A 26277-nucleotide genomic window follows, 5' to 3' on the forward strand; every position below is an offset into this window, starting at 1 on the left:
CGGCCGTACTAGGATCCGCCGTCGTGCAGGGGGACACAGCAGGTGTCGTCGCCCGTCGTATCCCCGGTCGGCCCGGGCGGAAAGGCTCCGGAGCGGACGAGGACGTGGACGGCCGGACACTCTCGTGGGCACTCCGGGTGGCGGGTGTGCTCCTCGGCTGTACGACCGCCGCGGCCGGACTCCTCGCCTTCCTACTCGCCGGTGTCGCTCTGGGGCCGTTCCTGCTGTGGCCGCACACCCGGCCAGGGGCGTTCGGCGTTCTCATGGCAGGAGCCCGCAGGCTCGCGGGACTCGAACGGAACCGGAGATCCTTCTTCTTCGGCGACCGGTTCCCGGAACACTACGAGTCCTGCGACCGGAAGGTCCTCCGCTACCTGGCGGTCCGCGGCAGCACCGGACTGCTGTGCGGTGTGGTGATCGGACTGCTGGGCATCGGAGCCGTCCTGGCGGGTCTGCTGGTGAGGGGAGCGGTCCAGGGGTCGCTCCGGTGGGGCGAACTGCTGACGCAGTCGCTCCTCGGCGGTGTGCTGCTCTTCCTCGGCCTCCAGGGGCTCCGCTCGCTCGTCGCCCTGGACTCCCGGCTCGCCCGCGAGAGCTTCGGCCCCTCCGAACAGGAGTTGCTGCAACGGCGCATCGACGAACTGGCCGTCAGCCGGGCTGCCGTCGTGCAGGCGGTGGACGCCGAACGCAGGCGCATCGAGCGGGACATCCACGACGGGATCCAGCAGCGCCTGGTGGCCCTGGCCATGCTGCTCGGCCGGGCACGCAGGGGGCGCGACCCGGAGCAGGCGGACGCTCTGCTGCTCCAGGCGCACCAGGAGTCGAGGGACGTACTCGCGGAGCTGCGCGAGGTGGCCTGGCGGGTCTACCCCTCGGCGCTCGACGACCTCGGGCTGGAGGAGGCGCTGGGAGGAGTGGCCGAGCGGTGCGGTGTCCCCGTCCGTACGGAATTCACCGTCCAGGGGCCGCTGCCTCGGCCGGTGGAGACCGCCGCGTACTTCGTGGTGTCGGAAACCGTGACCAACGCGGCCAAGCACTCCGGTGCCACGGCCGTCTCCGTGCGTGTGCTGCTCGACAACCAGGTACTCACGGTTCGCGTCCGGGACAACGGCAGGGGCGGCGCGGATCCTGCGGGCGTCGGTCTCAGCGGTCTGCGCAGCCGGGTGGACGCACTCGACGGCGCCCTGCACATCGACAGCCCCGAGGGGGGACCCACCATGGTTACCGCGGAGCTTCCATGCGTCTGATGCTCGCCGAGGACTCGACCCTGCTGCGGGAGGGCCTGGTCCGGCTCCTCGTCGAGGAGGGGCACGAGGTTCTGGCCTCCTTCGGTGACGCGGTTTCCCTGCTGCACGGGATGGAGACGCGGCAGCCGGACGTCGTCGTCCTCGACATCCGGATGCCTCCGACACACACCACCGAAGGCCTGCGCGCCGCACTGGAGATCCGCGAGCGGTGGCCGGAGACCGGGGTGCTGGTGCTCTCCCAGCACATCGAGCGCCACTACGCGGCCCAGTTGCTGGCCTCCGGTGCGGAACGAGTCGGGTATCTGCTCAAGGACCGGGTCGCCCAGGTCGACGAGTTCCTGGAGGCGCTGGAGCGCGTCCGGGCGGGCGGCGCCGCCCTCGATCCCGAGGTGGTCCGGCAACTGGTCATCCGCTCCACGCACGGGGATCCTCTGGGCCGTCTCACACCCCGCGAACGCAGTGTCCTGGAGCCTCTGGCCCAGGGACTCACCAACACCGCGATCGCGAGGCGACTGCACATCTCGGTGAGCGCGGTGGAGAAGAACCTCAACGCGATCTTCGACAAGCTGGAGCTCTCGCGCACCACCGGTCACAGCCGACGGATTCTGGCGGTCCTGAGGTACCTGGAGTCGTAGGCGGGGCACGTGACCGCCGCTTCCGCAGCGTGGGCGGCCGGGTAGCTGCCCGTCCGGCGCCCCCGGACCCGCGGGGCGAGGCGTTCCGGTCCGCCGGGGCGAGGCGTTCCGGTCCGCCGGGGCGTCTGCGGGATAGCGTCGGCCGCATGGACGGTGACCCTGCCCGCCGAGGTTGGCTCCCCTGCTTTCTCAGCGGGGCCGTGTTCGCCGTGTGCATGGCGGGGACCACTCTGCCGACCCCGCTCTACAGCCTCTACCAGGACAAGCTCGGGTTCTCCGAGCTGACGGTGACCGTGGTGTACGCCGTGTACGCCTTCGGCGTCATCGGGGTGCTGCTGCTGGCGGGGAACGCCTCCGACGCTGTCGGCAGACGCCCCGTGCTGATCTGGGGCCTGGTCTGCGCGGCGGCGAGCGCCGTCTGCTTCCTGTGCGCCACCGCTCTCGGCTGGCTCTACGCGGGACGGCTCCTGTCGGGCCTGTCGGCCGGGCTGTTCACCGGGGCGGCCACCGCGTACGTCATGGAGCTGGCGCCCGGCAAGGGCTCGCCCCGGGCCTCGCTCGTGGCGACGGCGGCCAACATGGGCGGTCTGGGCTGCGGGCCGCTGCTCGCCGGGGTCCTCGCCCAGTACGCCCCCTGGCCGCTGTACCTGCCCTTCGTCGTGCACCTGGCGCTGCTGGCCGTTTCGGCGGCCGTCCTCCTGGGCCTGCGGGAAACCGTGCGCGAGCGGCGGCCGTTGAGCACCGTCCGCCCGCAGAGGCCGGGGCTGCCGCCCGAGGTCAGGGCGGTGTTCAGGCCCGCGGCACTCGCCTCCTTCGTCGGCTTCGCACTGTTCGGGGTGTTCACCTCGGTCAGCCCGGCGTTCCTCTCCCAGTTCCTGGACGTGGACAACCACGCGGTGAGCGGACTGATCGTCGCGCTGGCCTTCTTCGCCTCGATCGCCGGGCAGTCGGCGGTCGGCCGGATCGGCGAGCGCCGGTCGCTGCCGCTCGGCTGCGCGGGCCTCCTCGGCGGACTGGCTCTGCTCGCGGGTGCCTTGTGGTGGCAGCTGCTGCCCCTGGTGGTCCTGAGCGCGGTCCTCGGCGGCGCGGGCCAGGGGCTGGCCTTCAGGGCGGCCCTGGCCCAGGTGGCAGCCGCCTCGCCGGCGGACCGGCGGGCAGCGGTGATCTCGACGCTGTTCGTGGTGGCGTACGCGGGCATCTCACTGCCGGTGATCGGCGTCGGCATCCTGTCCGGCCACATCGGCCTCCAGGACGCGGGGCTGGTCTTCATCGCCTGCATGGCGGTCCTGGTCACATGCGCCGGGGTCTACCTGCTGCGGAGCTCTTCACCGCCTTCCGGCGACCCCACCACGTCGAGTTCGGCTCCATGAGGGAGCGGCCGAGCGTGAACCTGCCGCGCAGAAGGAACAACAGGGATCGAGAGGCTGGAGTCACCAGGTGACCCGAACCGAGGAGACCGCCGACGGGGCGGGGCCGTTCACGACCCGGCTGACCTGGCGCCTCAACGACGGAAGCACCGCCGTCTGGGAATCACGGCGGGCACGCAAGCGCGGCCTGCTCAGTGTCAGGGCCGCGGGTGAGACGGAGGCCCGGTCACGGAGCGCGGACACCGCGTCGGTGGGCCGCCTCCGCACGCTCAATGCCGTCGCCGCCGGTACGTTCGCCGTCGGAGGGGGCCTGTTCGTCCTCGGGGCCGCGGTGGCGCAGTTCGGCCCCGCCGACGCGACGGGCGCCTGGATCTACTTCGCCGGCGGCCTGTTCTTCAACGCGGGCGGCTACGCGTCGCTGCTCCAGGCGGTCAACGCCCCCCGCCAGGACAGCACAAGCGCGTCGCTCGCCACACGGCACTGGAGCTGGTGGAGCTACGAGCCCGGCCGGATCGACTGGCTGAGCACCTTCCTGCTCTTCGTGGGAACGCTGGTGTTCGGCATCAATCTGGTCGGCTCCCTGCTGCAGGGGCTCTCGGTGCAGCAGGAGAACGGGCTGGTCTGGGCCCCCGATCTGATCGGCTGCACGCTCTTCCTCGTCTCAGGACATCTGGCCCTGGTGGAGGTCTGCCACGGCCGGCCTCGCGTACTTCCACGGGATCTCGGCTGGTGGATCGTCGCGGTCAACCAGCTCGGATCGGCACTCTTCATGGCCTCGGCGCTGGCAGACTTCACGCGCCCCGCCACGGGAAGCGTCCTGAACATCGACATCGCCAACTGGGGCACCCTCACGGGTGCGCTCTGCTTCTCCGTCGGAGGGGTGCTCCAGTTCTTCGAACGGCCGTGATCCACGCGCCCGCCCCACGCACGAAAAAACCCCGCCCGACCTGGTGTTTAAGCAGGTCGGACGGGGTTTCCCGTCCTGTGGCGGCGCCAGGGTTCGAACCTGGGTAGGCTGAGCCGGCAGATTTACAGTCTGCTCCCTTTGGCCACTCGGGCACACCGCCTGGAACGACGCCTCGGATCCCCGCAAGGGCTCCTTGGCGACGACGTAAACGATACCCGATACCCAGGGGTGCTACGCCACCCGGTTGATCAGCACCGGGCGCGGGCGTGGGTGGCTAGGCTTTGTGCCGTACCCAACGCATACGACGCAAGGAGCCACACGTCATGGCCGACTCCAGTTTCGACATCGTCTCGAAGGTCGAGCGGCAGGAGGTCGACAACGCCCTCAACCAGGCCGCCAAGGAGATCTCCCAGCGCTACGACTTCAAGGGGACGGGCGCGTCGATCTCCTGGTCCGGCGAGAAGATCCTGATGGAGGCGAACGGCGAGGAGCGGGTCAAGGCGATCCTCGACATCTTCCAGTCCAAGCTGATCAAGCGCGGGATCTCCCTGAAGTCGCTGGACGCGGGTGAGCCGCAGCTTTCCGGCAAGGAGTACAAGATCTTCGCCACGATCGAGGAGGGCATCTCCCAGGAGAACGCCAAGAAGGTGGCGAAGATCATCCGGGACGAGGGCCCGAAGGGTGTCAAGGCGCAGGTCCAGGGCGAGGAGCTGCGGGTCAGCTCCAAGAGCCGGGACGACCTGCAGGCGGTGCAGGCGCTGATCAAGGGCAAGGACCTCGACTTCGCCGTGCAGTTCGCCAACTACCGGTAGAACGTTCGCTGCCGTGTGCAGCGTGTCGCGGGCGGGGCGGGGCGTGCCGGGTGGCGCGCCCCGCCCCGTCGCCGTGTGCGCGGGCCGTGCGGGCGCGGGTCAGCGGCGGTCGCGGGAGTTGCCGAAGAGCAGCCGGTAGGCGATCAGCAGCACCAGGGAGCCGGCGATGGCGGCCACCCAGGTGGCCGTGTCGTAGAAGTCCGTGCTGATGGGGCGGTCGAGGAACTGGGACGACAGCCAGCCGCCCAGGAAGGCACCCACGATCCCGATGAGGGTGGTGCCGATGATGCCGCCGGGGTCGCGGCCCGGCAGAAGAAATTTGGCTATGGCTCCGGCCAGCAGCCCGAGGATGATCCAACTGATGATGCTCATGTTCGCGTTCCTACCCGTCGCTTGTTCCTGCAAGCCAAGACGCCTGCGTGGGCGGGTGGGTTGCGGCCGGGCCGTCCCGTCAGCGGGTGGCGAACGGCTGGTCCGTGCGGACGATCTCCTTGCCGAAGGGCATCAGCGAGACGGGGATGAGCTTGAAGTTCGCGATGCCCAGCGGGATTCCGATGATCGTGACGCACAGGGCGATGCCCGTGAAGATGTGGCCGAGCGCGAGCCACCAGCCGGCCAGGATCACCCACAGGACGTTGCCGACGAGGGAGCCGCCTCCGGCGTCATGACGGTCGACGACGGTGTAGCCGAAGGGCCAGAGGGCGTAGACGCCGATGCGGAACGCGGCCACGCCGAAGGGGATGCCGATGATCGTGATGCAGAGCAGGAGTCCCGCGGCGATGTAGCCGAGGAACATCCAGAGTCCGCACAGGACCAGCCATATGACGTTCAGGATTGTCTTCACGGTCGATACCCTGCCATCTGCTCGAGTCGGGCGATGCGATCGGCCATGGGCGGGTGGGTGGAGAACATCTTGGACATGCCCTGGCCGGGACGGAACGGGTTCGCGATCATCATGTGACTCGCGGTCTCGATCCGGGGTTCGGGTGGGAGCGGAAGCTGTTTGGTCCCGGCGTCGAGCTTGCGCAGCGCGGACGCCAGGGCGAGGGGGTCACCGGTGAGCTGGGCCCCGGACGCGTCGGCCTGGTACTCGCGGGAACGGCTCACGGCGAGCTGGATCACGGAGGCGGCGAGCGGGCCGAGGATCATGACGAGCAGCATCCCCAGGAGACCGGGGCCGTCGTCGTCGTCGGACCGGCCCACTGGGATGAGCCATGCGAAGTTGACCAGGAACATGACGACCGAGGCGAGTGCTCCCGCGACGGACGAGATGAGGATGTCGCGGTTGTAGACATGGCTCAGCTCGTGGCCGAGGACGCCGCGCAGTTCGCGTTCGTCGAGGATCTGGAGGATCCCCTCGGTGCAGCACACGGCGGCGTTGCGCGGGTTGCGGCCGGTGGCGAAGGCGTTGGGTGCCTGGGTCGGGGAGATGTACAGCCGGGGCATGGGCTGGCGGGCCGCCGTGGAGAGCTCACGCACGGTGCGGTAGAGCTGTGGAGCCTCGAACTCACTGACCGGGCGTGCCCTCATGGCGCGCAGGGCGAGCTTGTCGCTGTTCCAGTACGCGTAGGCGTTGGTCGCGAGCGCGACGAGAACGGCCACGACGAGGCCGGTCCGTCCGAAGAAGCTGCCGATGACGATGATGAGGGCCGAGAGGCCCCCGAGGAGTACAGCGGTTTTCAGCCCGTTGTGCCGGCGGTGCACGGTACGCCCTCCTAAGTGGTGCAGCAGGGGAACCCTTGCTCGGTGGTGCTCCACTCCCCAGTGGAGCCTCCCGTACTGGTCAACGCGAGGCGAGGGGAGCTAGTTCCCTTGTGCGAGGTGGCCGGGAGCACAGGCAGAAGGGGCGGATCCGGTCGGATCCGCCCCTGGGCCGTACGAGTGGTCTGTCCGCCGCGGGCGGGTGGTGTCCCCGCGGCGGTGCGTCAGCGCTGTGCGGGCAGTCCCGCGAGTGCCCGGGCTTCCGCGTCCGGTTCGACGTCGCTGGTGCAGTGCGCGCAGCGGGTGGCGACGGCGGGGATCTCGGTGAAGCAGCGGGGACAGTCGCGCAGGGCGGCCTTGATGTCCGCCTTCTCCTCCTCCTCCTTCGCCGTGAAGCGGTTCTGGACCTTGGCCATGGGCAGGACGACCAGGAAGTAGAGGACCGCCGCGGTGATGAGGAAGGCGATGGCGGCGCTGATGAAGAGGCCGTAGGGGAACTTCACGCCGTCGACGGTGTACTCGGCCTTGCTGAAGTCGCCTGTGCCCCGTGTGAAGAGGCCGATCAGCGGCACGATGAACGCGTTGCTGAAGCCGGTGACGACGGCGGTGAAGGCGGCTCCGACGGCGAGGCCGATGGCCATGGAGATGACGTTCCCGCGGAGGATGAAGTCCTTGAAACCGTTCAGCACCGCTCTGGCTCCTCTGTGCTCTTCTTGCGTGCTCTGCATGCGTTCTCGTCTTGCGTGCTCTGTTACGTGACCTGTGCACGCAAGACCATGCCCTGTGCGCGGGTCCACGGGCAAGCCGGTCGACTCCGGTCGGAACCGGTCAGAAGAGGCTGACGGCCGCGAAGCGGAGGATGAGCTGGGGAGCGCCGGACAGTGTGATTCCGGCTACTGCGGTGAGAACGATCGCCGCGGTGAGCGGGGCGGGGACCCGGTGCCGGGGTTCCGGGGACGCCGTCCCGGCCGCCGTGTCCGGCTCCGGGGCCACGAAGAGAGCGGCCGTCCATCGGAGGTAGTAGTAGAGCGCGATCACCACGTTGACGGCCATGACGACGGCGAGCCAGCCCAGCCCGGCGTCGACGGCCGCCGAGAAGACCGTGACCTTGGCGAAGAGGCCGATGATGCCGGGGGGCAGGCCCGCGAGGCAGAGCAGGAAGAAGCCCATGGTGAGCGCGGCCAGGGGGCGGGTGGCGTACAGGCCGCGGTAGTCGCTCAGACGGTTGCCTGGGTGGGTACGGGCGACGAGGGCTGCCACGGCGAAGGCGCCGAGGTTCACGACGGCGTACATCAGGGCGTAGGCGACGGTGGAGCCGATCTGCTCGTCGCTGGAGTACGCGGCGGCGGCGATCGGGACGAGGAGGTAGCCGGCCTGGCCGACGGACGACCATGCGAGGAGCCGAACGGCGCTGCGGGCGCGGGTGGCGGTCTGCCGGAGCGCGGCGACGTTGCCGATGGTCATGGTGAGCGCGGCGAGGACGGCCAGGGCGGGCCCCCAGACGTCGGCGTACGACGGGAAGCCGATCACCGTGACGAGGACGAGACCGGAGAAGCCGACCGCCTTGCCGACGACCGAGAGGTAGGCGGCGATGGGGAGCGGCGCCCCCACGTAGGTGTCGGGGACCCAGAAGTGGAACGGCGCGGCGGCCGTCTTGAAGGCGAAGCCCACGAGCGTGAGCACGACGCCCGCTCCGGCGAGCGTGGAGAACCTCGCCGGTACGTCGTCCAGGCGGGCTGCGATCTCCGTGAGGTGCATGGTCCCGGTCGTCGCGTAGACGAAGCTGACGCCCAGGAGCATGACGGCGGTGGCGACGACGGAGGAGAGGAAGAACTTCAGGGCCGCTTCGGAGGAGCGCCGGTCGCCGCGCTTGATGCCGACGAGAGCGAACGCGGGGAGCGAGGCGACTTCGAGGGCGACGACGAGGGTGGCGAGGTCCCGGGCGGCGGGCAGCAGCACGGCGCCCGACGCGGAGGCCAGCAGCAGGAACCAGAACTCGCCGGCGGGGAGCTTGCGGGTGTCGCCGATCGAGAGCAGCGCGGTGAGCAGGGCTCCGCCGAGCACGAGGGCCTGGATGACGAGCGCGAAGTGGTCGGCGGTGTAGCTGCAGGCCTGGGAACCGTCGGTGAGGCAGAAGGTGGAGCGGTCGCCGGCCCGCAGCGGGACGAGCATCGCGAGTGCGGCGACGAGCCCTGCGACGGCCCCGTAGCCGAGGAGCGGCTTGTGCCGTTCCCCCACGAAGAGGTCGGCGACGAGGACGACGAGGGCCACGGACGCCGCGATGACGGGGGGTGCGACGGCGAGCCAGTCGACGGACTGGACGAGGCTCGCCGCCCCGGTTGCGCTGTCGGCTGCCACGGTCACGACTTGCCTCCTGCGAGGAGCTTCTGCACGGCCGGGTCGGTGAGGCCGAGGAGGACGGCGGGCCAGAGTCCGGCGAGGACGGTCAGGGCGGCTAGCGGGGTCCAGGCGGCGAGTTCGTAGCGCTGGACGTCGGCGACCGGGTGGGGCTGCTCACGGTGTTCACCCATGCAGACACGGCGTACGACGATCAGCATGTACGCGGCTGTGAGCAGGGTGCCGAGGGCGCCGATGGACATGTAGGTGAGGAAGGCGGGGCGGCTGAGGCCTTCGGCGGGGTCGAAGGCGCCGAACAGCGTGAGCATCTCGCCCCAGAAGCCGGCGAGGCCGGGGAGTCCGAGCGAGGCGACGGCTGCGAAGGCGAGGAGGCCGCCGAGCCGGGGTGCCCGGCCGTAGAGGGCGGCTCCGGTGGCCCCGGCCAGGGTATCGAGGTCCGCCGTGCCGTAGCGGTCCTTGACGGCGCCGACGAGGAAGAACAGCAGTCCGGTGATGAGGCCGTGGGCGATGTTCGCGAAGAGCGCGCCGTTCACGCCGGTGGGGGTCATGGTCGCGATGCCGAGGAGCACGAAGCCCATGTGCCCGACGGAGGAGTAGGCGATCAGACGCTTGAGGTCGCCCTTGGCTCCGGGACGTGCGAGGGCGAGGCAGGCCAGGGAGCCGTAGATGATCCCGACGACCGCGAACGCCGCGAGGTACGGCGCGAAGGTCTGCATCCCGTCCGGGGTGACGGGCAGCAGGATGCGGACGAATCCGTACGTTCCCATCTTCAGCAGGACACCTGCGAGGAGGACGGAGCCGACGGTGGGGGCCGCGGTGTGGGCGTCGGGCAGCCAGCTGTGAAGGGGCCACATCGGGGTCTTCACGGCCAGTCCGAGGCCGACCGCCAGCACGGCGATGACCTGCACGGATGTGGTGAGCCCGCGGCCGTTGTCAGTGGCGAGTGCCACCATGTCGAAGGTGCCGCTCTCCAGCCCGATGAGGAGCAGTCCCAGCAGCATGATCACGGAGCCGAGCAGGGTGTAGAGGATGAACTTCCAGGCGGCGGGCTGCTTCCGGTCGCCGCCCCAGCGGGCGATGAGGAAGTACATCGGGATGAGGACCATCTCGAACGCCAGGAAGAACAGCAGCAGGTCGAGGACGGCGAAGGTCGCGAGCGTGCCGGACTCGAGTACGAGGACGAGCGCGACGAAGGCCTTCGGGGAGGGGCCTGCGGGGAGCTTGAAGTAGCTGTGGAGCGCGCAGAGGAAGGTCAGCAGCGCGGTCAGCACGAGAAGGGGGAGCGAGATGCCGTCGGTGCCGAGGTGGATCCGGACGTCGAGTGCCGGGATCCAGCTGATGTCCGTGGTGGCCTGCATCTTCGACGGGTGGTCGTGGTCGAATCCCGCGGCGAGGACGAGCACGGCCAGGAGCACGGCGCCGGTGACGGTCACGCCGTGGCGGAGCACGGCCTGGTCGGGGTTCCTGCCCCTGAGCCCGGGAGGGGCGGGCAGGAGCGCGGCAACCGCGCCGAGCAGCGGGGCGACGACGACGAACGCCAGAAGGAACTGCATCACGGATGCGCTGATATCGAACACGGCTCACGCCCCGGCGTAGACGTTGGCAAGGACGACGGCGGCGATCGCCAGGACGAGGGTTCCGGCGAGCAACGCGCCCAGGTAGGTCTGCACGTTGCCGGTCTGGGCGCGGCGGACGAGGCTGCCGAGTCCACGGGCGATCCCGCCCGAGCCGCGCACGTAGGTGTCGACCACCTCACGGTCCAGGAAGCGCACCAGCTGTGCGGCAGCCGCCGTGGGGCGGACGAACAGCGCCGTGTAGAGGGCGTCGAGGTGGAAGCCGGTGACCGCGTGGCGGTGCAGCGGGCCCAGCAGGAGCCTGCCGGGGTCCGAGGGGTCCGGGGCGCCGGCGATGGTGCCGTACGCCGCGGTGTGCGAGGCGATCGCCTCGGCCTCCACCACGGCGGGTTCGGCGTCGGGGTGCGCGGCGACCGCGCCGACCGGGGGACGTTCGGCGAGCGCCGTGGTGTGACGCCATGTCCCGTAGGTGACGAGCCCGCCGACGAGTCCGACGCCGGTGGAGAGGACGGCGGTCGTGAGGGAGGGGGCGAGGCTGTGTCCGTCGAACCAGTCGATCAGGACACCGGTGGTGAGACCGAAGGCGATCGTGGGGACGGCCAGGACCCAGAGGACGGACGTCATCGCGACGGGCTGCCTGCCGTGGTCGGGGACCTCGGGGCCGCGCCCCCGGAAGGCGAGGAGCCACAGCCGGGTGGCGTAGGCGGCGGTGAGGACCGCGGCGGCGAGTCCGGCGACGAGGACCAGCCAGCCGGCGGCGGCCGGGGCGACGTCACGGTCTCCGAAGGCCGTGTGCTCGGCGGCGACGAGGACGGCTTCCTTGGAGAAGAAGCCGGCGAACGGGGGGATGGCGGCCAGCGCGAGGAGCGCGACGGTCATCGTCCAGAAGGCGTCGGGGATGCGCTTGGTCAGCCCGCTCATGCGGGACATGGCGGCGAGTGAGTTGGTGCCCGCCGCGTGGATGACCACACCGGCCGAGAGGAACAGGACGGCCTTGAACGCACCGTGCGAGATGAGGTGGAAGACGGCGGCTCCGCGGTCGCCGACGGCCAGGGCGCCGGACATGTAGCCGAGCTGGCCGATGGTCGAGTAGGCGAGCACGCGTTTGATGTCGTCCTGTGCCAGTGCGGCGAGACCGGAGCCGATCATCGTGACGGCGGCCATCACGGCGAGGACGACGAGTGCCGCGCCGGAGGAGGCGAAGACGGGGAGGAGCCGGGCCACGAAGTAGATGCCGGCGGCGACCATCGTCGCGGCGTGGATCAGCGCGGAGACGGGGGTGGGGCCGGCCATCGCGTCGGGCAGCCAGGTGTGCAGGGGGAACTGCGCGGACTTCCCGGCGACTCCGGCGAGGAGCAGCAGGGCGATGAGGGTGGGGTGGTCGAGTCCGCCGTTGCCGACTGCGGCCAGGATGCCGGTGATGCGGAACGTGCCGGTGTCCGCGGCGAGCGCGAACAGGCCGATCAGGAAGGGCACGTCGCCGAGCTTGGTGACGAGGAAGGCCTTGAGGGAGGCCGCGCGTGCCTCGGGGGTCTCCCAGTAGTGGCCGACCAGGAAGTACGAGCAGATGCCCATGATCTCCCAGCCGACCAGGAGCACCATGAGGTCGCCCGAGTAGACGACGAGCAGCATCGCGGAGGTGAAGAGGGAGACGAGCGCCGCGTACGAGGGGTAGCGGGCGTCGTCCTTGAGGTACGCCGTCGAGTAGACCTGGACGCAGGTGGCGACGAGCCCCACGAGAACGGCGACGAGGACGGCGAAACCGTCCAGGTGCAGGGCCAGGTCGATCGGGACCGAGCCCGTGGGGGTCAGCTGGGTCGCCGCGTCGATGGGCCGGCCACCGCCCTGGCGTGACGCGACGACGACGGCGAGGACGGCGGCGGCGAGGGTCGGCAGCACCGCGAGGGGACGGACGAAACCGGGCGCGGTCCGGCCCAGGAGGAGCCCTGCGGCGGCCCCCAGGAAGGGGAGGAGGGGGACGAGGACGGCGAGGGTCGTGGTGGTCACGCGGTGGCCTCTGCCTTCTTTGCCTTCCCTGCCGGAGCAGTGGCCTGGTCTGCGGTGGTGTCCCGGGCGTCGTCGTCGTCGGGGAGTGTCTCGGCGTCGTCGGTCTCCGCGGTGTCGCGGAGGCGGTCGATGTCCGAGCTGCCGCGGTTGCGGTACACCGCCAGGACGATCGCGAGGCCGATGCCGATCTCGGCCGCGGCGATGGCGATCGTGAAGAGGGTCAGCGCCTGCCCCCCGTGGAGTGCGTCGCGGAGCCAGACGTCGAAGGCGACCAGGTTGAGGTTGACGGCGTTGAGCATGAGCTCGACGGACATCAGGACGAGGATCGCGTTGCGGCGGGCGAGCACCCCGTACAGCCCGGTGCAGAAGAGGAGGACGGCGAGGACGGCGGGATAGGCGAGGTGCATCAGCTGTTGTCCTCCCGGTCGGCGGCCGGCCGGTCCGTGGGGTCGGGGCCGGTTCGGCGAGCTCGAGCGTCCGGACGGTCCTGCGCAGCCGTGCGCCCGTCGTTCCGGCCCGGGCCACCCTGGCGGTCCGGTCGGTCCTTGCGGGACAGGACGATCGCGCCCACGAGCGCGGCGAGCAGCAGGACGGAGAGCGCCTCGAAGGGGAGGACCCAGTTCCGGAAGAGGAATTCCCCGGAGGCCTTGGTGGAGCCCTGGGCGGGGCCGTCCAGATCGATCCAGGTCGTGCGGAAGGCGTCCACGACGACCCAGACGAGGACGCCGGCCGCCGGTACGGACGCTCCGAGCGCTGTCCACCGGTTGCCCGAGTCGGCGTCCGGGGAGCGGCCGATGGGGGCTCTGGTGAGCATCAGTCCGAAGAGGAGGAGGACCACGACGGAACCGACGTAGATCAGGACCTGCACCCACGCGATGAACTCGGCGGTGAGCAGGAGGTACTCCACCGCGATGCCGCCGAGCGCCACGACGAGCCAGAGTGCGGCGTGCACGAGCTGCTTGGTCGTGACGGTGACGACGGCTGCGCCGAAGGTGGCGAGCCCGACCAGGAGGAAGGCGATCTCGACACCGGTCGGTGAGAGGAAGCCGGGGTGGCCGGCGGTGGCCGAGAGGATCACTCCTGCCCCTCCTGTTCCGCTGTCCGGTCCGAGTGGCCTTCCGCCGATCCCTGGGCCTCGCGGGCGTCCTGAGCTTCCTGGGCCTCGCGGGCTTCCTGGGCCTGGAGCTTGTCGGCCGTCTTGCGCGCGGCTGCGATCTCCTTGGGCTCCTCGGCCCCGGGGTCGAGCGCGGGCGGTTCGGGGACGGTCCACATCCACTCACGGAGCTTGTCGCGCTCGTGGGTCAGTTCATGGATGTCCGTCTCCGCGTACTCGAACTCGGGCGACCAGAACAGCGCGTCGAAGGGACACACCTCGATGCAGATACCGCAGTACATGCACAGGGCGAAGTCGATCGCGAAGCGGTCCAGGACGTTGCGGCTGCGCTCACGGCCGCCGGGGGCGGCCGCGGGCACCGTCTCCTTGTGGGAGTCGATGTAGATGCACCAGTCGGGGCATTCACGGGCGCAGAGCATGCAGACCGTGCAGTTCTCCTCGAACAGTCCGATAACGCCCCGGGTGCGGGGCGGGAGTTCGGGCTGGACGTCCGGGTACTGCGCGGTGACGGTGCGCTTCGTCATGGTCCGCAGGGTGACGGCAAGGCCCTTGGCCAGGCCTGAGCCGGGGATCGGGGGCACTAGTTGATCGCCACCTTCACGATGCCGGTGAGCGCGATCTGCGCGAGGGCGAGGGGGATGAGCGTGGTCCAGGCGAGCTTCTGCAACTGGTCCTCGCGCAGGCGGGGGTAGGTGACCCGGAGCCAGATGACGACGAACGCGAGCACGCCGGTCTTGAGCAGGGTCCACACCCAGCCGAGCCCGTCCTCGCCGAGCGGTCCGTGCCAACCGCCGAGGAAGAGGACGGTCGTCAGACCGCACAGGACGACGATGCCGGCGTACTCGGCGAGCAGGAACAGGGCGAAGCGGAGGCCCGTGTACTCCGTGTACGCGCCGAAGATGATCTCGGAGTCGGCCACCGGCATGTCGAAGGGCGGCCGCTGGAGCTCGGCCAGCCCCGCCACGAAGAAGACCAGGGCGCCGACGATCTGCCAGGGCAGCCACCACCACTCGAAGGCGTTGAGGATGCCGGGGAGCGAGACGGTACCGGCCGCCATGGCCACGGATGCGGCGGCGAGCAGCATCGGCAGTTCGTAGGCGAGCAGCTGCGCGGCGGTGCGGAGACCGCCGAGGAGGGAGAACTTGTTGGCCGAGGCCCAGCCCGCCATCAGCGAGCCGAGTACGCCGACACCCATGACTGCCAGCACGAAGAAGATGCCCGCGTCGACGACCTGACCGACCGCACCCTCGCTGGGGCCGATCGGGATGGCCACGATCACGAGGAGGTACGGGAGCAGGGCGACGGCGGGGGCCAGTTGGAAGATGCGACGGTCCGCATCGGCCGGTACGACGTCTTCCTTCTGCGCGAACTTGACCCCGTCCGCGACGAGCTGGGCCCAGCCGTGGAACCCGCCCGCGTACATGGGTCCGAGGCGGCCCTGCATGTGGGCCATCACCTTGTGCTCGGTCTGCCCCACGACGAGCGGGACCACCATGAACACGGCAAAGACGATGACGAGGCGGAGTGCGACGTCGAGTACGTCGTTCACGCGGTATCGCCTCCGGCGGGTCGGTCGGGTCCGGCGGAACCGTCGGTCGGGGACGGGGAGCCCGGGTCGGTGTCGTCGGAAGAGTCGGGGGCGGAATCGGAGGCGGAATCGGAGGCGGAATCGGCAGAGTCGGAATCGGCCTCGGCCTCGGCCTCTGACGGCTGCTCCGGCCCGGACACCGATGGCTGCTCGGGCTCAGGTGCTGCCGCACGCTCGGGCTCTGCCGGTGCGGGCCCGTCAGGTACGGGCCCGTCCGATGCGGGCCGCTCCGGCCCCGGCTCCTTCGGTGTGTCGCCGAAGGCGGGCTGCGCGTCGTGCCAGGGTGCGTCCGCGCTGCCTGCCGCGCCCTTCGCGCGGGCCGCGCCGCCGCCCTGCGAGGTGCGGGCGTCCGGCGTAGCGGCGTCCGGCGTGCCCGTCGCACCGTCTCCGGGCCCACCCGAGGAGGGCGGCGTGGCTGCCGGAGACTCGGGCGCCGGGCCGGTGGCCTGGCTCGCCGAGCCCTGGGAGGCGCTGCGGGTACGGCGCGGCGGAGCTGCCTGCGGGGTCTCCGTGGCGTCCGGCCGCTGTGCCGCCGAACCCTCACTCGCACTGCGCGCCCGGCGTACCGGGCGGTCGCCCGCCGCGCGGGCACCTCGGGCTGGCCGCGCCGGGGCGGGCGGGAGCTGCCCCTTGAGCGGGCCCCACTCGTTCGGGTCGGGCACCCCGGGCGGAAGCATCGTGCGCCGCTTGGGTCCGCCGTGCTCCGACTCCCCCGGCTCCTTCGCCCCCGGCCAGGCCTTGGCGACCCGGGCTGCCAGGACGAAGTCCTTGCGCAGCGGGTGGCCCTCGAAACTCTCCGGCAGCAGCAGCGGGGCCAGGTGGGGGTGGTCCGAGAAATCGATGCCGAACATCTCGTGCGTCTCGCGCTCGTGCCAGGCGGCGCCCGCGTAGACGCCGACAGCGGTCGGCAGGACGGCGGCCTCGTGCGGGACGGTCGTGCGGAGCAGCAGGCGTCGCACCGTGCCGTCGCCGAGTGCGGCGACGTGGGCGCAGACGCGGAAGCCGGTGCCCGGTTCGTCGACGGCGCTCAGCCAGTCGAAGTAGGTGCAGCCCAGCTCGTCGCGAGCCGTTTCCAGGGCCCCGATCCAGGAGGCGGCGGGGACGTCCACGGTGAGCAGGTCGTACGCGTGCGCCGCGGTGGCGTCCGTGCCGAAGACGTCGGTGACGGCGTCGGGCAGCCGGTCGTAGGTGTCCGAGGCGGTCACTTCCGCTCCTCCCCCGGCGCCTTCGGGGCTGCCACGAGGCCGCTGCGCAGGGCCGCGGCCGAGGGCCGGGCCGTGTCCTCGGTGGCGTACCGCTCGGCGAGCGACTCGCGGGCGATCTTCTCCTGGAGCTTGAGGATGCCCTGGAGGAGCGCCTCGGGGCGGGGCGGGCAGCCGGGTACGTAGACGTCGACGGGGATGATCTGGTCGACGCCCTTCGTCACGGAGTACGAATCCCAGTACGGTCCGCCGCAGTTGGAGCAGGCGCCGAAGGAGATGACGTACTTCGGCTCGGGCATCTGCTCGTAGAGCCGCTTCACCGCCGGGGCCATCTTGTCCGTCACCGTTCCGGACACGACCATCAGGTCGGCCTGCCGGGGGCCGGGTGCGAACGGGATGACGCCGAGCCGGATGAAGTCGTGGCGTGCCATGGAGGCCGCGATGAATTCGATGGCACAGCAGGCGAGTCCGAAGTTGAAGACCCACAGGCTGTAGCGGCGGCCCCAGTTGAGGACCACCTTCATCGGCTCGGGCGCGAGCCGGGACAGCACACCGAGCCGCTTCGGCTCGGGCAGCGATACGGGGGGCTCGGGGTTCGACCGGCTCGTCACGTCCATTCGAGGACGCCCTTCTTCCATGCGTAGAGCAGTCCCACGGCCAGGAAACCGAGGAAGATGAACATCTCCACCAGCGTCGTCGCCCCGTATCCCGGGGCCGCGAACACCGTCGCCCAGGGGAACAGGAAGATCGAGTCGACGGCGAAGATCACGTACAGGAAGGCGTACACGTAATAGCGAACCTGGGTGTGGGCCCAGCCCTCCCCCACGGGGTCGACGCCACACTCGTACGTGAGGAGTTTCTCCGGCGTCGGGACCACCGGCCTCAGCAGCCGCCCGGCCCCGAAGGCGACGGCGACGAACAGCACGCCCACCAGGGCGAGCAGTCCGACCACTGAGTAGCTCTGGAAGTAGTCCGACGCGAGAACGGTCGGTCCCGGCACGTCCGCCACGTCCGCCCCTCGCTCCCTCAACCTGTTCGACGGTCTGTACGCACGGGAGTCTAGGCCCTGTTAAAGAAAGGGTAAGCAGCCCCGTCGCAGAACGGGTGGGGCAGGAGGTGACCGGGGAGGCGCGACGCGAGGTGGGGTTATCCCTACTCGGCCCCACCCACGAACCCCATGGCGTGGGCGCGCGCGGCCCGGCACGCTGGTCCTATGACCAAGAGCCCCTCCGTGCCGGACAACGACCGGCCGCCGCCCGCGCGCTTCGCCTTCGACCGGTGGACGTGGAAGGAGATCGCGTATCTCCTGGCGAATCTGCCGATGGCCGTCGCCGGGTTCGTGTACGCCGTGTTCCTGATCGGCGTGGGCGCCGGGCTATCCGTCACGGTGATCGGTCTGCCGCTGCTCGCCCTGGGACTGCAGGGCGCGCGGGGACTCGGCCGGGCGGAGCGCGGCCGGGCTCGGGGGATGCTCGGGGTACAAATCGAGGAGCCCAGCCCCATGGCCCGGAGCCGCCGGGAACAGGGCTTCTTCACCTGGCTGTGGGCGGGGCTGAAGGACCCGGTGGGCTGGCGGGCGTTGCTGTACTCGTTCATCCGGCTGCCATGGGGTGTGGCGACGTTCGCCGTGACGCTGGTGAGCCTGTTCGTGCTCTGGCCCGTGCTCCCGTACATCGCGCGCGGCCTGACGAACGCGGACCGGGCGATGGTGCGGGGTCTGCTCTCGCCGTCCGACGAACTGGAGCGCAGGATCGCGGAGCTGGAGTCGGACCGGGGTGTGGTCGTGGACACGGCCGCCGCGGACCTGCGCCGCATCGAACGCGACCTCCACGACGGCGCACAGGCCCGTCTCGTCGCCCTCGCCATGGGCCTCGGACTGGCGAAGGAGAAACTCACCGACGACCCCGAAGCAGCCGCCCGCATGGTCAACGAAGCCCACGGAGAGGTCAAGGTCGCCCTCCAGGAACTCCGCGACCTCGCCCGCGGCATCCACCCCGCAGTCCTCACCGACCGCGGCCTCGACGCCGCACTCTCCGCCATCGCCTCCCGCTGCACCGTCCCCGTGAACGTGACGGTGACGCTGTCGGGCCGGCCGGCCGAGGCCATCGAGGGGATCGCGTACTTCACGGTCTCCGAACTCCTCCAGAACGTCAGCAAGCACAGCCGCGCCACCGCCGCGTCCGTCGCCGTGTGGCGGGCGGGCGACCGGCTGATGCTCCAGGTGCGTGACGACGGGACGGGCGGCGCCCGGCTGGACGGTGGCACGGGCATGTCGGGGCTGGCGGAGCGGCTGGGGGCCGTCGACGGGCTGTTCGTCCTGGACTCCCCCGAGGGCGGGCCCACCACGGTCACCGCGGAACTGCCCTGGCGCGACCGCGCGGACGCCGGGACCGAGCGGGTCGGCGCCACGTGAACCGGCCGCCGACAGTGACGGGGGCTGGGACGGGCGCTCCCGATGGTGGGGAAAACCCCCTGCCGGATACGGAGACCGCCCTCATGGTGCGGCGGCCCCCGGCAGAGCAGTCTTGAGGTACCAGCCGTCGGATCGGCCCACGGGGAACGCCCGCCCACGAGAACTGGCGGGCAGCACCCGCCCACACGAACCCGCGGGCAGCACCCGCCCACACGAACCCGCGGGGAGCACCCGCCCACAAGAAACGGACGGACGCCACTGATGGCCACGGCATACGGACCGGACACGCGGGACCGCCACAGGCCCGGCACGGGGTCCGGGGGGCACCCCCCGGCGAAGCACCTCCTCCCCGCGGCGCTGCGCGCGCCCTTCGAGGCGCGCACGTGGCGTGAGCTGGGCTACGTGCTCCTGAGCATGCCGATCAGCGTGGTGCTGTTCTGCTTCGCGGTGACCATGGTGTCGCTGGGGCTGGGCATGCTGATCACCTTCCTCGGCATTCCGATACTCGCGGCCGGCCTGGCGATGTGCCGCGGTTTCGGCGCCATGGAGCGGGCCCGGGCGCGCGCGCTGCTGGGGCTGGACATCGCGGATCCCGCGCCGATGCGCGGAAAGGGCGGCCTCATGTCGTGGGTCGGCGCCGTCCTGAAGAGCGGCGTGTCCTGGCGGCACCTCCTATACGCGGTGCTGCACATGCCCTGGGCGACGTTCGCGTTCGTCGTCGCGGTGAATTTCTGGGCGTACGGCTGGGCCGCCTTCACCTATCCGCTGTGGCGCTGGGTCTTCCCGGCGTACGCGGGCGTCGACGGCATCCAGCTGTACGGCGACCGGACGCACCAGGTCTACCTGGACTCGCCCTTCGAGGTGGCGGTGACCAGCGCGTTCGGCCTGGCTCTCGTCCTCGTCACGCCGTGGATCGTCCGCGGGCTGGTGGCGGTGGACCGGGTCATGGTCCTGGGTCTGCTCGGGCCTTCCCGGCTGGCCACCAGGGTCTCGGAGCTGGAGTCGGACCGGGGTGTGGTCGTGGACACGGCCGCCGCGGACCTGCGCCGCATCGAACGCGACCTCCACGACGGCGCACAGGCCCGTCTCGTCGCCCTCGCCATGGACCTGGGGCTGGCGAAGGAGAAACTCACCGACGACCCCGAAGCAGCCGCCCGCATGGTCAACGAAGCCCACGGAGAGGTCAAGGTCGCCCTCCAGGAACTCCGCGACCTCGCCCGCGGCATCCACCCCGCAGTCCTCACCGACCGCGGCCTCGACGCCGCACTCTCCGCCATCGCCTCCCGCTGCACCGTCCCCGTGAAGGTCGTGGTGGATCTGGAGTCGCGGCCCGCACAGGCCATCGAGGGCATCGCGTACTTCACGGTCTCCGAACTCCTCCAGAACGTCAGCAAGCACGCCCGGGCCACCCGTGCCTCGGTCGACGTGTGGCGGGCGGGCGACCGGCTGATGCTCCAGGTCACCGACGACGGGCGCGGCGGCGCGGGGCCGGCGAAGGGCAGCGGGCTGGCCGGGCTGACGGAGCGGCTGGACGCGGTGGACGGCATCCTCGTCGTCGACTCCCCCGCCGGCGGCCCGACGACGGTCACGGCCGAACTGCCCTGGCGGGGCTGAGGCCCTGGCCCGTACACGGGCCGGATCCGCAGTGCCCCGGCCGCCGTCATGGCGGCCGGGGCACTGCGGCGCGTCCTGCTGTACGGGAACGGCGGGCGTACGGGACGCACCGCTGTACCGGAACAGCAGGGCCCGCCGCACCGGACGTGCCGCTGTGCCGTGACCGCCGCCGCACCGGACGTACCGCTGCACCGGAACCGCTGGTCCCCGGCCCACGGGGGCGCCGGAGCTGGAATGCTGGACGCAAGCGGCACGCGGGAGCGCGTGCGCACGGAACACCGACAGTGGGGGACACAACGTCGTGGAGGAAAGAGTGCGGGTCGTCATCGCCGAGGACTCGGTGCTGCTCCGGGAGGGACTCACCCGGCTGCTGACCGACCTCGGGCACGATGTCGTCGCGGGGGTCGGGGACGCCGAGGCGCTGATCAAGACGGTGAGCGATCTCGCGGGACAGGACGCGCTGCCGGACGTGGTGGTGGCCGATGTGCGGATGCCGCCGACCCACACCGACGAAGGCGTGCGGGCGGCGGTACGGCTGCGCAAGGACTATCCGGACATCGGGGTGCTGGTCCTCTCCCAGTACGTCGAGGAGCAGTACGCCACCGAACTGCTGGCCGGCAGCAGCCGCGGGGTGGGCTACCTCCTCAAGGACCGGGTCGCCGAGGTCCGGGAGTTCGTGGACGCCGTGGTGCGCGTCGCGCGGGGCGGGACCGCCCTGGACCCCGAGGTGGTGGCGCAGCTCCTGGGCCGCAGCCGCAAGCAGGACGTGCTGACGGGGCTCACGCCGCGCGAGCGGGAGGTCCTCGGCCTCATGGCGGAGGGGCGTACGAATTCGGCCGTGGCACGGCAGCTGGTGGTCAGCGACGGAGCGGTGGAGAAGCACGTCAGCAACATCTTCCTGAAACTCGGACTGTCCCCCAGTGACGGGGATCACCGACGCGTTCTCGCCGTTCTTACTTATCTGAACTCATGACAACGCGATGATCTACTCGTGATCATCTGGATGATCCACCCGCAGTCTGCCCATTCCCCGGGACCTAGGACGAAAGGATGAGCACGGAGGGGGTTTGAACGGCGGCTGAGGGGGTCCGGAAAACCTGGCGGAGCGTGACGCATTCATGTGTCGAAAACGCGTCCACCATATGACCGGTCCAAGGAAGGCGACCCTTACAGAAGTAGGGTGGGGTCTGGACCGCCGGCGGGTCGGCCGGTCCCGAGCCGCCGCCCCGAGGGAGGTCCAGTTCAGTGACCAGCCAGGTCAGTAGCCCAGCCGGAAAGTCCGATGAGGCCAGCGAGGCTGTCGTCGGGGAACAGCGCGCCCCGCACATTGTTCGTGCGGGTGGCACGGAGAAGGAAATCCGCCGTCTGGACCGGGTGATCATCCGTTTCGCGGGTGACTCGGGTGACGGTATGCAGTTGACGGGCGACCGTTTCACGTCGGAGACGGCGTCGTTCGGGAACGACCTGTCGACGCTTCCCAACTTCCCGGCCGAGATCCGGGCACCCGCCGGTACCCTGCCCGGGGTGTCGTCGTTCCAGCTGCATTTCGCGGACCACGACATCCTGACACCGGGCGACGCGCCGAATGTCCTGGTCGCGATGAATCCCGCCGCACTCAAGGCCAATATCGCCGATGTGCCGCGCGGGGCGGACATCATCGTGAACACGGATGAGTTCACGAAGCGCCCGATGGCGAAAGTCGGATACGCCGAGTCTCCTTTGGAGGACGGTTCCCTGGAGGCGTACAACGTACATCCGGTGCCCTTGACGACATTGACGATCGAGGCGTTGAAGGAGTTCGGGCTTTCCCGTAAGGAGGCCGAACGCTCGAAGAACATGTTCGCGCTCGGGCTTCTGTCCTGGATGTACAACCGTCCGACGGAGGGTACGGAGACATTCCTCCGGTCGAAGTTCGCCCGGAAGCCGAATATCGCCGAGGCCAATGTGGCGGCTTTCCGGGCCGGCTGGAATTTCGGTGAGACGACGGAGGACTTCGCGGTCTCCTACGAGGTCGCACCGGCGTCACAGGCTTTCCCGACGGGCACGTACCGCAATATCTCAGGGAATCTCGCGCTGTCGTACGGGCTGATCGCGGCGGGCCGTCAGGCGGATCTGCCGGTGTATCTGGGCTCGTATCCGATCACCCCGGCGTCCGACATCCTGCACGAGCTCAGCAAGCACAAGAACTTCGGCGTGCGGACCTTCCAGGCGGAGGACGAGATCGCCGGGATCGGAGCGGCGCTGGGGGCCGCGTTCGGCGGTTCGCTGGGCGTGACGACGACGTCGGGGCCGGGTGTGGCGCTGAAGTCGGAGACGATCGGTCTGGCGGTGTCGCTGGAACTGCCGCTGCTGATCATCGACATCCAGCGCGGCGGCCCCTCCACCGGTCTGCCGACCAAGACCGAGCAGGCCGACCTGCTCCAGGCCATGTACGGGCGCAACGGCGAGGCCCCGGTCCCGATCGTGGCACCGATGACTCCGGCGGACTGCTTCGACGCAGCCCTGGACGCGGCCCGGATCGCGCTGACCTACCGCACCCCGGTCTTCCTGCTCTCGGACGGCTATCTCGCGAACGGCTCCGAGCCGTGGCGGATCCCCGAGGCCGACAGCCTCCCCGACCTGCGGACACGGTTCGCGACCGGTCCGAACCACGAACTCGCGGACGGTACGGAGGTGTTCTGGCCCTACAAGAGGGACCCGGAGACGCTGGCCCGCCCGTGGGCGGTGCCGGGCACCCCGGGTCTGGAGCACCGGATCGGCGGGATCGAGAAGCAGGACGGCACGGGGAACATCTCCTACGACCCCGCCAACCACGACTTCATGGTCCGCACCCGCCAGGCGAAGATCGACGGCATCCGGGTCCCCGACCTGGAGGTCGACGACCCGGCCGGCGCGACGACGCTGGTCCTGGGCTGGGGTTCGACGTACGGGCCGATCACCGCCGCGGTGCGCCGCCTCCGTGCGGCCGGCGACACGATCGCGCAGGCGCATCTTCGCCACCTCAACCCATTTCCGGCCAATCTCGGTGAGGTACTGCGGCGCTACGACAAGGTCGTCGTACCTGAGATGAACCTCGGTCAGCTCGCCCTGCTGCTGAGAGCCAGGTACCTCGTGGACGCGCGGAGCTTCAACCAGGTCAACGGAATGCCCTTCAAGGCCGAGCAGCTCGCCACAGTCCTCAAGGAGGCCATCGATGCCTGACGCCCACGCCAACGAGCTCCTCCAGCTGGTCCCCAGGGCCGAGGGCAAGCAGTCCATGAAGGACTTCAAGTCCGACCAGGAGGTGCGCTGGTGCCCGGGCTGCGGCGACTACGCGGTCCTCGCGGCGGTGCAGGGCTTCATGCCCGAACTGGGGCTGGCCAAGGAGAACATCGCGTTCGTCTCCGGCATCGGCTGCTCGTCCCGCTTCCCGTACTACATGAACACCTACGGGATGCACTCCATCCACGGCCGGGCCCCCTCCATCGCCACGGGGCTCGCGACCTCCCGCCGCGACCTGTCCGTCTGGGTCGTGACCGGTGACGGAGACGCGCTGTCCATCGGCGGCAACCACCTCATCCACGCCCTGCGCCGCAACGTCAACCTCAAGATCCTGCTGTTCAACAACCGGATCTACGGGCTCACCAAGGGGCAGTACAGCCCCACCTCAGAGGTCGGCAAGATCACCAAGTCGACGCCGATGGGCTCCCTCGACGCCCCCTTCAACCCGGTCTCCCTCGCCCTGGGCGCCGAAGCCTCCTTCGTCGCCCGCACCGTGGACTCCGACCGCAAGCACCTCACCAGCGTGCTGCGCGCGGCGGCCGACCACCCCGGCACCGCGCTGGTGGAGATCTACCAGAACTGCAACATCTTCAACGACGGCGCCTTCGAGGTGCTCAAGGACAAGGAACGGGCCGAGGAGGCGGTGATCCGCCTCGAACACGGCAAACCGATCCTCTTCGGCGGTGGGGGAAACTCCAAGGGCGTCGTCCGCGACAGCCTCACCGGCGACCTGACCGTAGTCGCGGTCACCGAGGACAACCAGTCGCAGATCCTCGTCCACGACGCCCACAACCCCAGCCCCACGACCGCGTTCGCGCTGTCCCGGCTGGCCGACGCCGACACCCTGCACCACACGCCCATCGGAGTCCTGCGCAGCGTGGAGCGCCCGGTCTACGACTCCCTCATGTCCGACCAGCTCGACGCCGCGATCGAGCAGCAGGGCAAGGGCGACCTGAACGCCTTGCTGACCGGGAACGACACCTGGACCGTGGTCGGCTGATCCGCCGTCATCCCTGCGCTACGGGGCTCGGAGCCGCCTGGCTCCGGGCCCCGTCGTACGTCTCGCGGGCGCTCCGGACCGCTTCCAGCCGCCGCTCCGCCCACCGGGCCAGCCCCCAGACCTGCTCCGCGGCCTCCCTGCCGAGCGGGGTGAGCGAGTAGTCCACCCTCGGCGGGATGACGGGCTTGGCGTCCCGGTGCACGAATCCGTCCCGCTCCAGCGTCTGCAGGGTCTGGGCGAGCATCTTCTCGCTGACCCCGCCCACGGTGCGGCGCAGCTCACCGAAGCGGTACGAGCGCTCCAGCAGTGCGGCGAGCACCAGTACACCCCAGCGGCTGGTGACGTGCTCCAGCACCAGCCGGGAGGGACACATCGGCTGGTTGACGCCCGGTACCCGGACACTGCTCACGTTCATGCCAGTACCTTACTTCAAAGTGGGTACTTTCGGATCGAAAGTGCACCTCTTAGAGTGAGTGAGAAGAGTTCAGGGACCACGTTCCCAGGATCAGCGCGGCGGCCTGGCGGACCCGGCCGGAAAATCAGGAGGAAACACATGAGCATCGTCGTCACCGGAGCCACCGGCCTGCTCGGCCGCCTCGTCATCGAGAGGCTGCTCGCCACGGTCACCGCCGAGTCGGTCGCGGCGGTCGTCCGCGACAAGGAGAAGGCCGCACCGTTCGCAGCCCGGGGCGTGGAGCTCCGGGTCGCCGACTACGACCGGCCCGAGACCCTGACCGACGCGTTCCGCGCCGGTGACCGGGTGCTGCTGATCTCGGCGAACGAGGTCGGCAGGCGCGTGCCCCAGCACACCGCCGTGATCGACGCCGCCAAGGCGGCGGGCGTGGCGCAGCTCGCGTACACGGGCGTACTGGGCGGACCGGACGCGGACTTCCAGCTGGCCGCCGAGCACAAGGTGACCGAACAGCTGATCCTGGACTCCGGCCTCCCCCACACCTTCCTGCGCAACGGCTGGTACACCGAGAACTACACCGCGAACCTGGCACCCGTCCTCGAGCACGGCGCAGTCGTCGCGAACGCGGGCGAGGGGCGCGTCGCCTCCGCCACGCGGGCCGACTACGCGGACGCCGCCGCCGCCGTACTGACCGGCGACGGGCACCTCGGGGCCACGTACGAGCTGAGCGGTGACGTGGCCTGGTCGCTGGCCGAGTACGCCGCCGTGGTGGCCGAGGCGGCCGGCAAGGAGATCGTCTACAAGAACGTACCGGCCTCGGTGCACCAGGAGATCCTCACGGGAGCCGGGCTGCCCGAGGCCTTCGCCGCGATCCTGGTCGACGTGGACGAGGCCGCCGCGCGCGGCGCGCTCGCCGGGACGAGCGGCGACCTGGCCCGCCTGATCGGCCGGCCCACCACCCCTCTGGCCGACACGGTCGCCGCGGCGGTCGCAGCCGCCTGAACACGCGGCCCCGCGACGGCGACCACCCGAACGGGCACCCCGTCAGCTGTCACGACCGTTTCC

General features: G+C 70.4%; 26 protein-coding genes and 1 tRNA gene. 11 read left to right on the top strand and 16 right to left on the bottom strand.

Annotated features, from left to right (window positions below; all coding sequences use genetic code 11):
• Window positions 1–23 precede the first annotated feature (23 nt).
• The 4 genes from P8A20_RS14690 to P8A20_RS14705 all read left to right on the top strand — a co-directional run bounded on the left by P8A20_RS14690 (window position 24) and on the right by P8A20_RS14705 (window position 4156).
• Window positions 24–1247: a sensor histidine kinase gene (locus P8A20_RS14690; protein WP_371934399.1), complete on the top strand. Its 1224-nt coding sequence runs from the start codon at window positions 24–26 to the stop codon at window positions 1245–1247.
• A complete protein-coding gene (locus P8A20_RS14695; protein WP_187282124.1) occupies window positions 1238–1882 on the top strand; it encodes a response regulator transcription factor in 645 nt (214 codons plus the stop codon). The genes P8A20_RS14690 and P8A20_RS14695 overlap by 10 nt, the downstream gene beginning before the upstream one ends.
• A gap of 146 nt (window positions 1883–2028) precedes the next feature.
• Complete coding sequence (locus P8A20_RS14700) at window positions 2029–3252, top strand: MFS transporter (protein WP_306103628.1); 1224 nt, start codon at window positions 2029–2031, stop codon at window positions 3250–3252.
• A 67-nt stretch (window positions 3253–3319) separates the two neighbouring features.
• Complete coding sequence (locus tag P8A20_RS14705) at window positions 3320–4156, top strand: hypothetical protein (RefSeq protein ID WP_147959027.1); 837 nt, start codon at window positions 3320–3322, stop codon at window positions 4154–4156.
• 78 nt (window positions 4157–4234) lie between these two features.
• Here the strand turns inward: P8A20_RS14705 and P8A20_RS14710 are convergent.
• Window positions 4235–4316: transfer RNA gene (locus tag P8A20_RS14710), tRNA-Tyr, on the bottom strand.
• 163 nt (window positions 4317–4479) lie between these two features.
• Between P8A20_RS14710 and P8A20_RS14715 the strand changes: the two genes are divergently transcribed.
• A complete protein-coding gene (locus tag P8A20_RS14715; RefSeq protein ID WP_014154639.1) occupies window positions 4480–4968 on the top strand; it encodes a YajQ family cyclic di-GMP-binding protein in 489 nt (162 codons plus the stop codon).
• A 99-nt stretch (window positions 4969–5067) separates the two neighbouring features.
• Here P8A20_RS14715 and P8A20_RS14720 read toward each other — a convergent pair whose 3' ends face one another.
• The 14 genes from P8A20_RS14720 to P8A20_RS14785 form a co-directional block, all read right to left on the bottom strand.
• Window positions 5068–5340, bottom strand: a complete 273-nt coding sequence (locus tag P8A20_RS14720) for a GlsB/YeaQ/YmgE family stress response membrane protein (RefSeq protein ID WP_147959018.1) — start codon at window positions 5338–5340, stop codon at window positions 5068–5070.
• A 79-nt stretch (window positions 5341–5419) separates the two neighbouring features.
• On the bottom strand, window positions 5420–5812 hold the full coding sequence (locus tag P8A20_RS14725) for a YccF domain-containing protein (protein WP_306103629.1): 393 nt from the start codon (window positions 5810–5812) through the stop codon (window positions 5420–5422).
• Window positions 5809–6672, bottom strand: a complete 864-nt coding sequence (gene htpX, locus P8A20_RS14730; protein WP_014154642.1) for a zinc metalloprotease HtpX — start codon at window positions 6670–6672, stop codon at window positions 5809–5811. The genes P8A20_RS14725 and htpX overlap by 4 nt, the downstream gene beginning before the upstream one ends.
• Before the next feature lie 221 nt (window positions 6673–6893).
• Window positions 6894–7358, bottom strand: a complete 465-nt coding sequence (gene mscL, locus P8A20_RS14735) for a large conductance mechanosensitive channel protein MscL (RefSeq protein ID WP_147959017.1) — start codon at window positions 7356–7358, stop codon at window positions 6894–6896.
• A 139-nt stretch (window positions 7359–7497) separates the two neighbouring features.
• Window positions 7498–9033: an NADH-quinone oxidoreductase subunit N gene (locus tag P8A20_RS14740; protein ID WP_306103630.1), complete on the bottom strand. Its 1536-nt coding sequence runs from the start codon at window positions 9031–9033 to the stop codon at window positions 7498–7500.
• Window positions 9030–10580: an NADH-quinone oxidoreductase subunit M gene (locus tag P8A20_RS14745; RefSeq protein WP_306105150.1), complete on the bottom strand. Its 1551-nt coding sequence runs from the start codon at window positions 10578–10580 to the stop codon at window positions 9030–9032. Before P8A20_RS14745 ends, P8A20_RS14740 begins: the two co-directional genes overlap by 4 nt.
• 27 nt (window positions 10581–10607) lie before the next feature.
• On the bottom strand, window positions 10608–12608 hold the full coding sequence (locus tag P8A20_RS14750; protein ID WP_147959015.1) for an NADH-quinone oxidoreductase subunit 5 family protein: 2001 nt from the start codon (window positions 12606–12608) through the stop codon (window positions 10608–10610).
• Window positions 12605–13015: an NADH-quinone oxidoreductase subunit NuoK gene (gene nuoK, locus P8A20_RS14755; protein ID WP_306103631.1), complete on the bottom strand. Its 411-nt coding sequence runs from the start codon at window positions 13013–13015 to the stop codon at window positions 12605–12607. Before nuoK ends, P8A20_RS14750 begins: the two co-directional genes overlap by 4 nt.
• Window positions 13015–13686, bottom strand: coding sequence for an NADH-quinone oxidoreductase subunit J family protein (locus P8A20_RS14760; protein WP_147959013.1), 672 nt, complete (start codon window positions 13684–13686; stop codon window positions 13015–13017). The genes nuoK and P8A20_RS14760 overlap by 1 nt, the downstream gene beginning before the upstream one ends.
• On the bottom strand, window positions 13683–14303 hold the full coding sequence (locus tag P8A20_RS14765) for a NuoI/complex I 23 kDa subunit family protein (RefSeq protein ID WP_147959012.1): 621 nt from the start codon (window positions 14301–14303) through the stop codon (window positions 13683–13685). The genes P8A20_RS14760 and P8A20_RS14765 overlap by 4 nt, the downstream gene beginning before the upstream one ends.
• A complete protein-coding gene (locus P8A20_RS14770) occupies window positions 14303–15271 on the bottom strand; it encodes a complex I subunit 1/NuoH family protein (protein ID WP_306103632.1) in 969 nt (322 codons plus the stop codon). The genes P8A20_RS14765 and P8A20_RS14770 overlap by 1 nt, the downstream gene beginning before the upstream one ends.
• Entirely contained in the window at window positions 15268–16515 is a 1248-nt protein-coding gene (locus P8A20_RS14775; protein WP_306103633.1) for an NADH-quinone oxidoreductase subunit C, read from the bottom strand. The genes P8A20_RS14770 and P8A20_RS14775 overlap by 4 nt, the downstream gene beginning before the upstream one ends.
• On the bottom strand, window positions 16512–17129 hold the full coding sequence (locus P8A20_RS14780) for an NADH-quinone oxidoreductase subunit B (RefSeq protein ID WP_147959010.1): 618 nt from the start codon (window positions 17127–17129) through the stop codon (window positions 16512–16514). Before P8A20_RS14780 ends, P8A20_RS14775 begins: the two co-directional genes overlap by 4 nt.
• Window positions 17120–17521, bottom strand: coding sequence for an NADH-quinone oxidoreductase subunit A (locus P8A20_RS14785; RefSeq protein WP_014154653.1), 402 nt, complete (start codon window positions 17519–17521; stop codon window positions 17120–17122). The genes P8A20_RS14780 and P8A20_RS14785 overlap by 10 nt, the downstream gene beginning before the upstream one ends.
• 204 nt (window positions 17522–17725) lie before the next feature.
• On the opposite strand from P8A20_RS14785, the gene P8A20_RS14790 reads away from it, so the two are divergent.
• From P8A20_RS14790 to P8A20_RS14810, 5 genes are all read left to right on the top strand, one after another.
• The gene (locus P8A20_RS14790) at window positions 17726–18925 is read left to right on the top strand and encodes a sensor histidine kinase AbrC1 (protein ID WP_306103634.1); all 1200 of its coding nucleotides are present in this window, start codon (window positions 17726–17728) and stop codon (window positions 18923–18925) included.
• Window positions 18926–19186: 261 nt separating this feature from the next.
• Window positions 19187–20539, top strand: a complete 1353-nt coding sequence (locus tag P8A20_RS14795; protein ID WP_306103635.1) for a sensor histidine kinase AbrC2 — start codon at window positions 19187–19189, stop codon at window positions 20537–20539.
• 313 nt (window positions 20540–20852) lie between these two features.
• Entirely contained in the window at window positions 20853–21512 is a 660-nt protein-coding gene (locus P8A20_RS14800) for a response regulator AbrC3 (protein ID WP_109880207.1), read from the top strand.
• 272 nt (window positions 21513–21784) lie between these two features.
• Window positions 21785–23740, top strand: a complete 1956-nt coding sequence (locus P8A20_RS14805; protein ID WP_306103636.1) for a 2-oxoacid:acceptor oxidoreductase subunit alpha — start codon at window positions 21785–21787, stop codon at window positions 23738–23740.
• Entirely contained in the window at window positions 23733–24800 is a 1068-nt protein-coding gene (locus P8A20_RS14810) for a 2-oxoacid:ferredoxin oxidoreductase subunit beta (RefSeq protein ID WP_147959006.1), read from the top strand. Before P8A20_RS14805 ends, P8A20_RS14810 begins: the two co-directional genes overlap by 8 nt.
• 7 nt (window positions 24801–24807) lie before the next feature.
• Here the strand turns inward: P8A20_RS14810 and P8A20_RS14815 are convergent, their stop codons facing one another.
• The gene (locus P8A20_RS14815) at window positions 24808–25215 is read right to left on the bottom strand and encodes a winged helix-turn-helix transcriptional regulator (protein ID WP_147959005.1); all 408 of its coding nucleotides are present in this window, start codon (window positions 25213–25215) and stop codon (window positions 24808–24810) included.
• A gap of 138 nt (window positions 25216–25353) precedes the next feature.
• Here P8A20_RS14815 and P8A20_RS14820 point away from each other — a divergent pair, with 138 nt between their 5' ends.
• On the top strand, window positions 25354–26214 hold the full coding sequence (locus P8A20_RS14820) for an SDR family oxidoreductase (protein ID WP_306103637.1): 861 nt from the start codon (window positions 25354–25356) through the stop codon (window positions 26212–26214).
• Window positions 26215–26277: the final 63 nt, after the last annotated feature.

The sequence above is a fragment of the Streptomyces sp. Alt3 genome, assembly GCF_030719215.1.
Lineage (GTDB): Bacteria > Actinomycetota > Actinomycetes > Streptomycetales > Streptomycetaceae > Streptomyces > Streptomyces glycanivorans.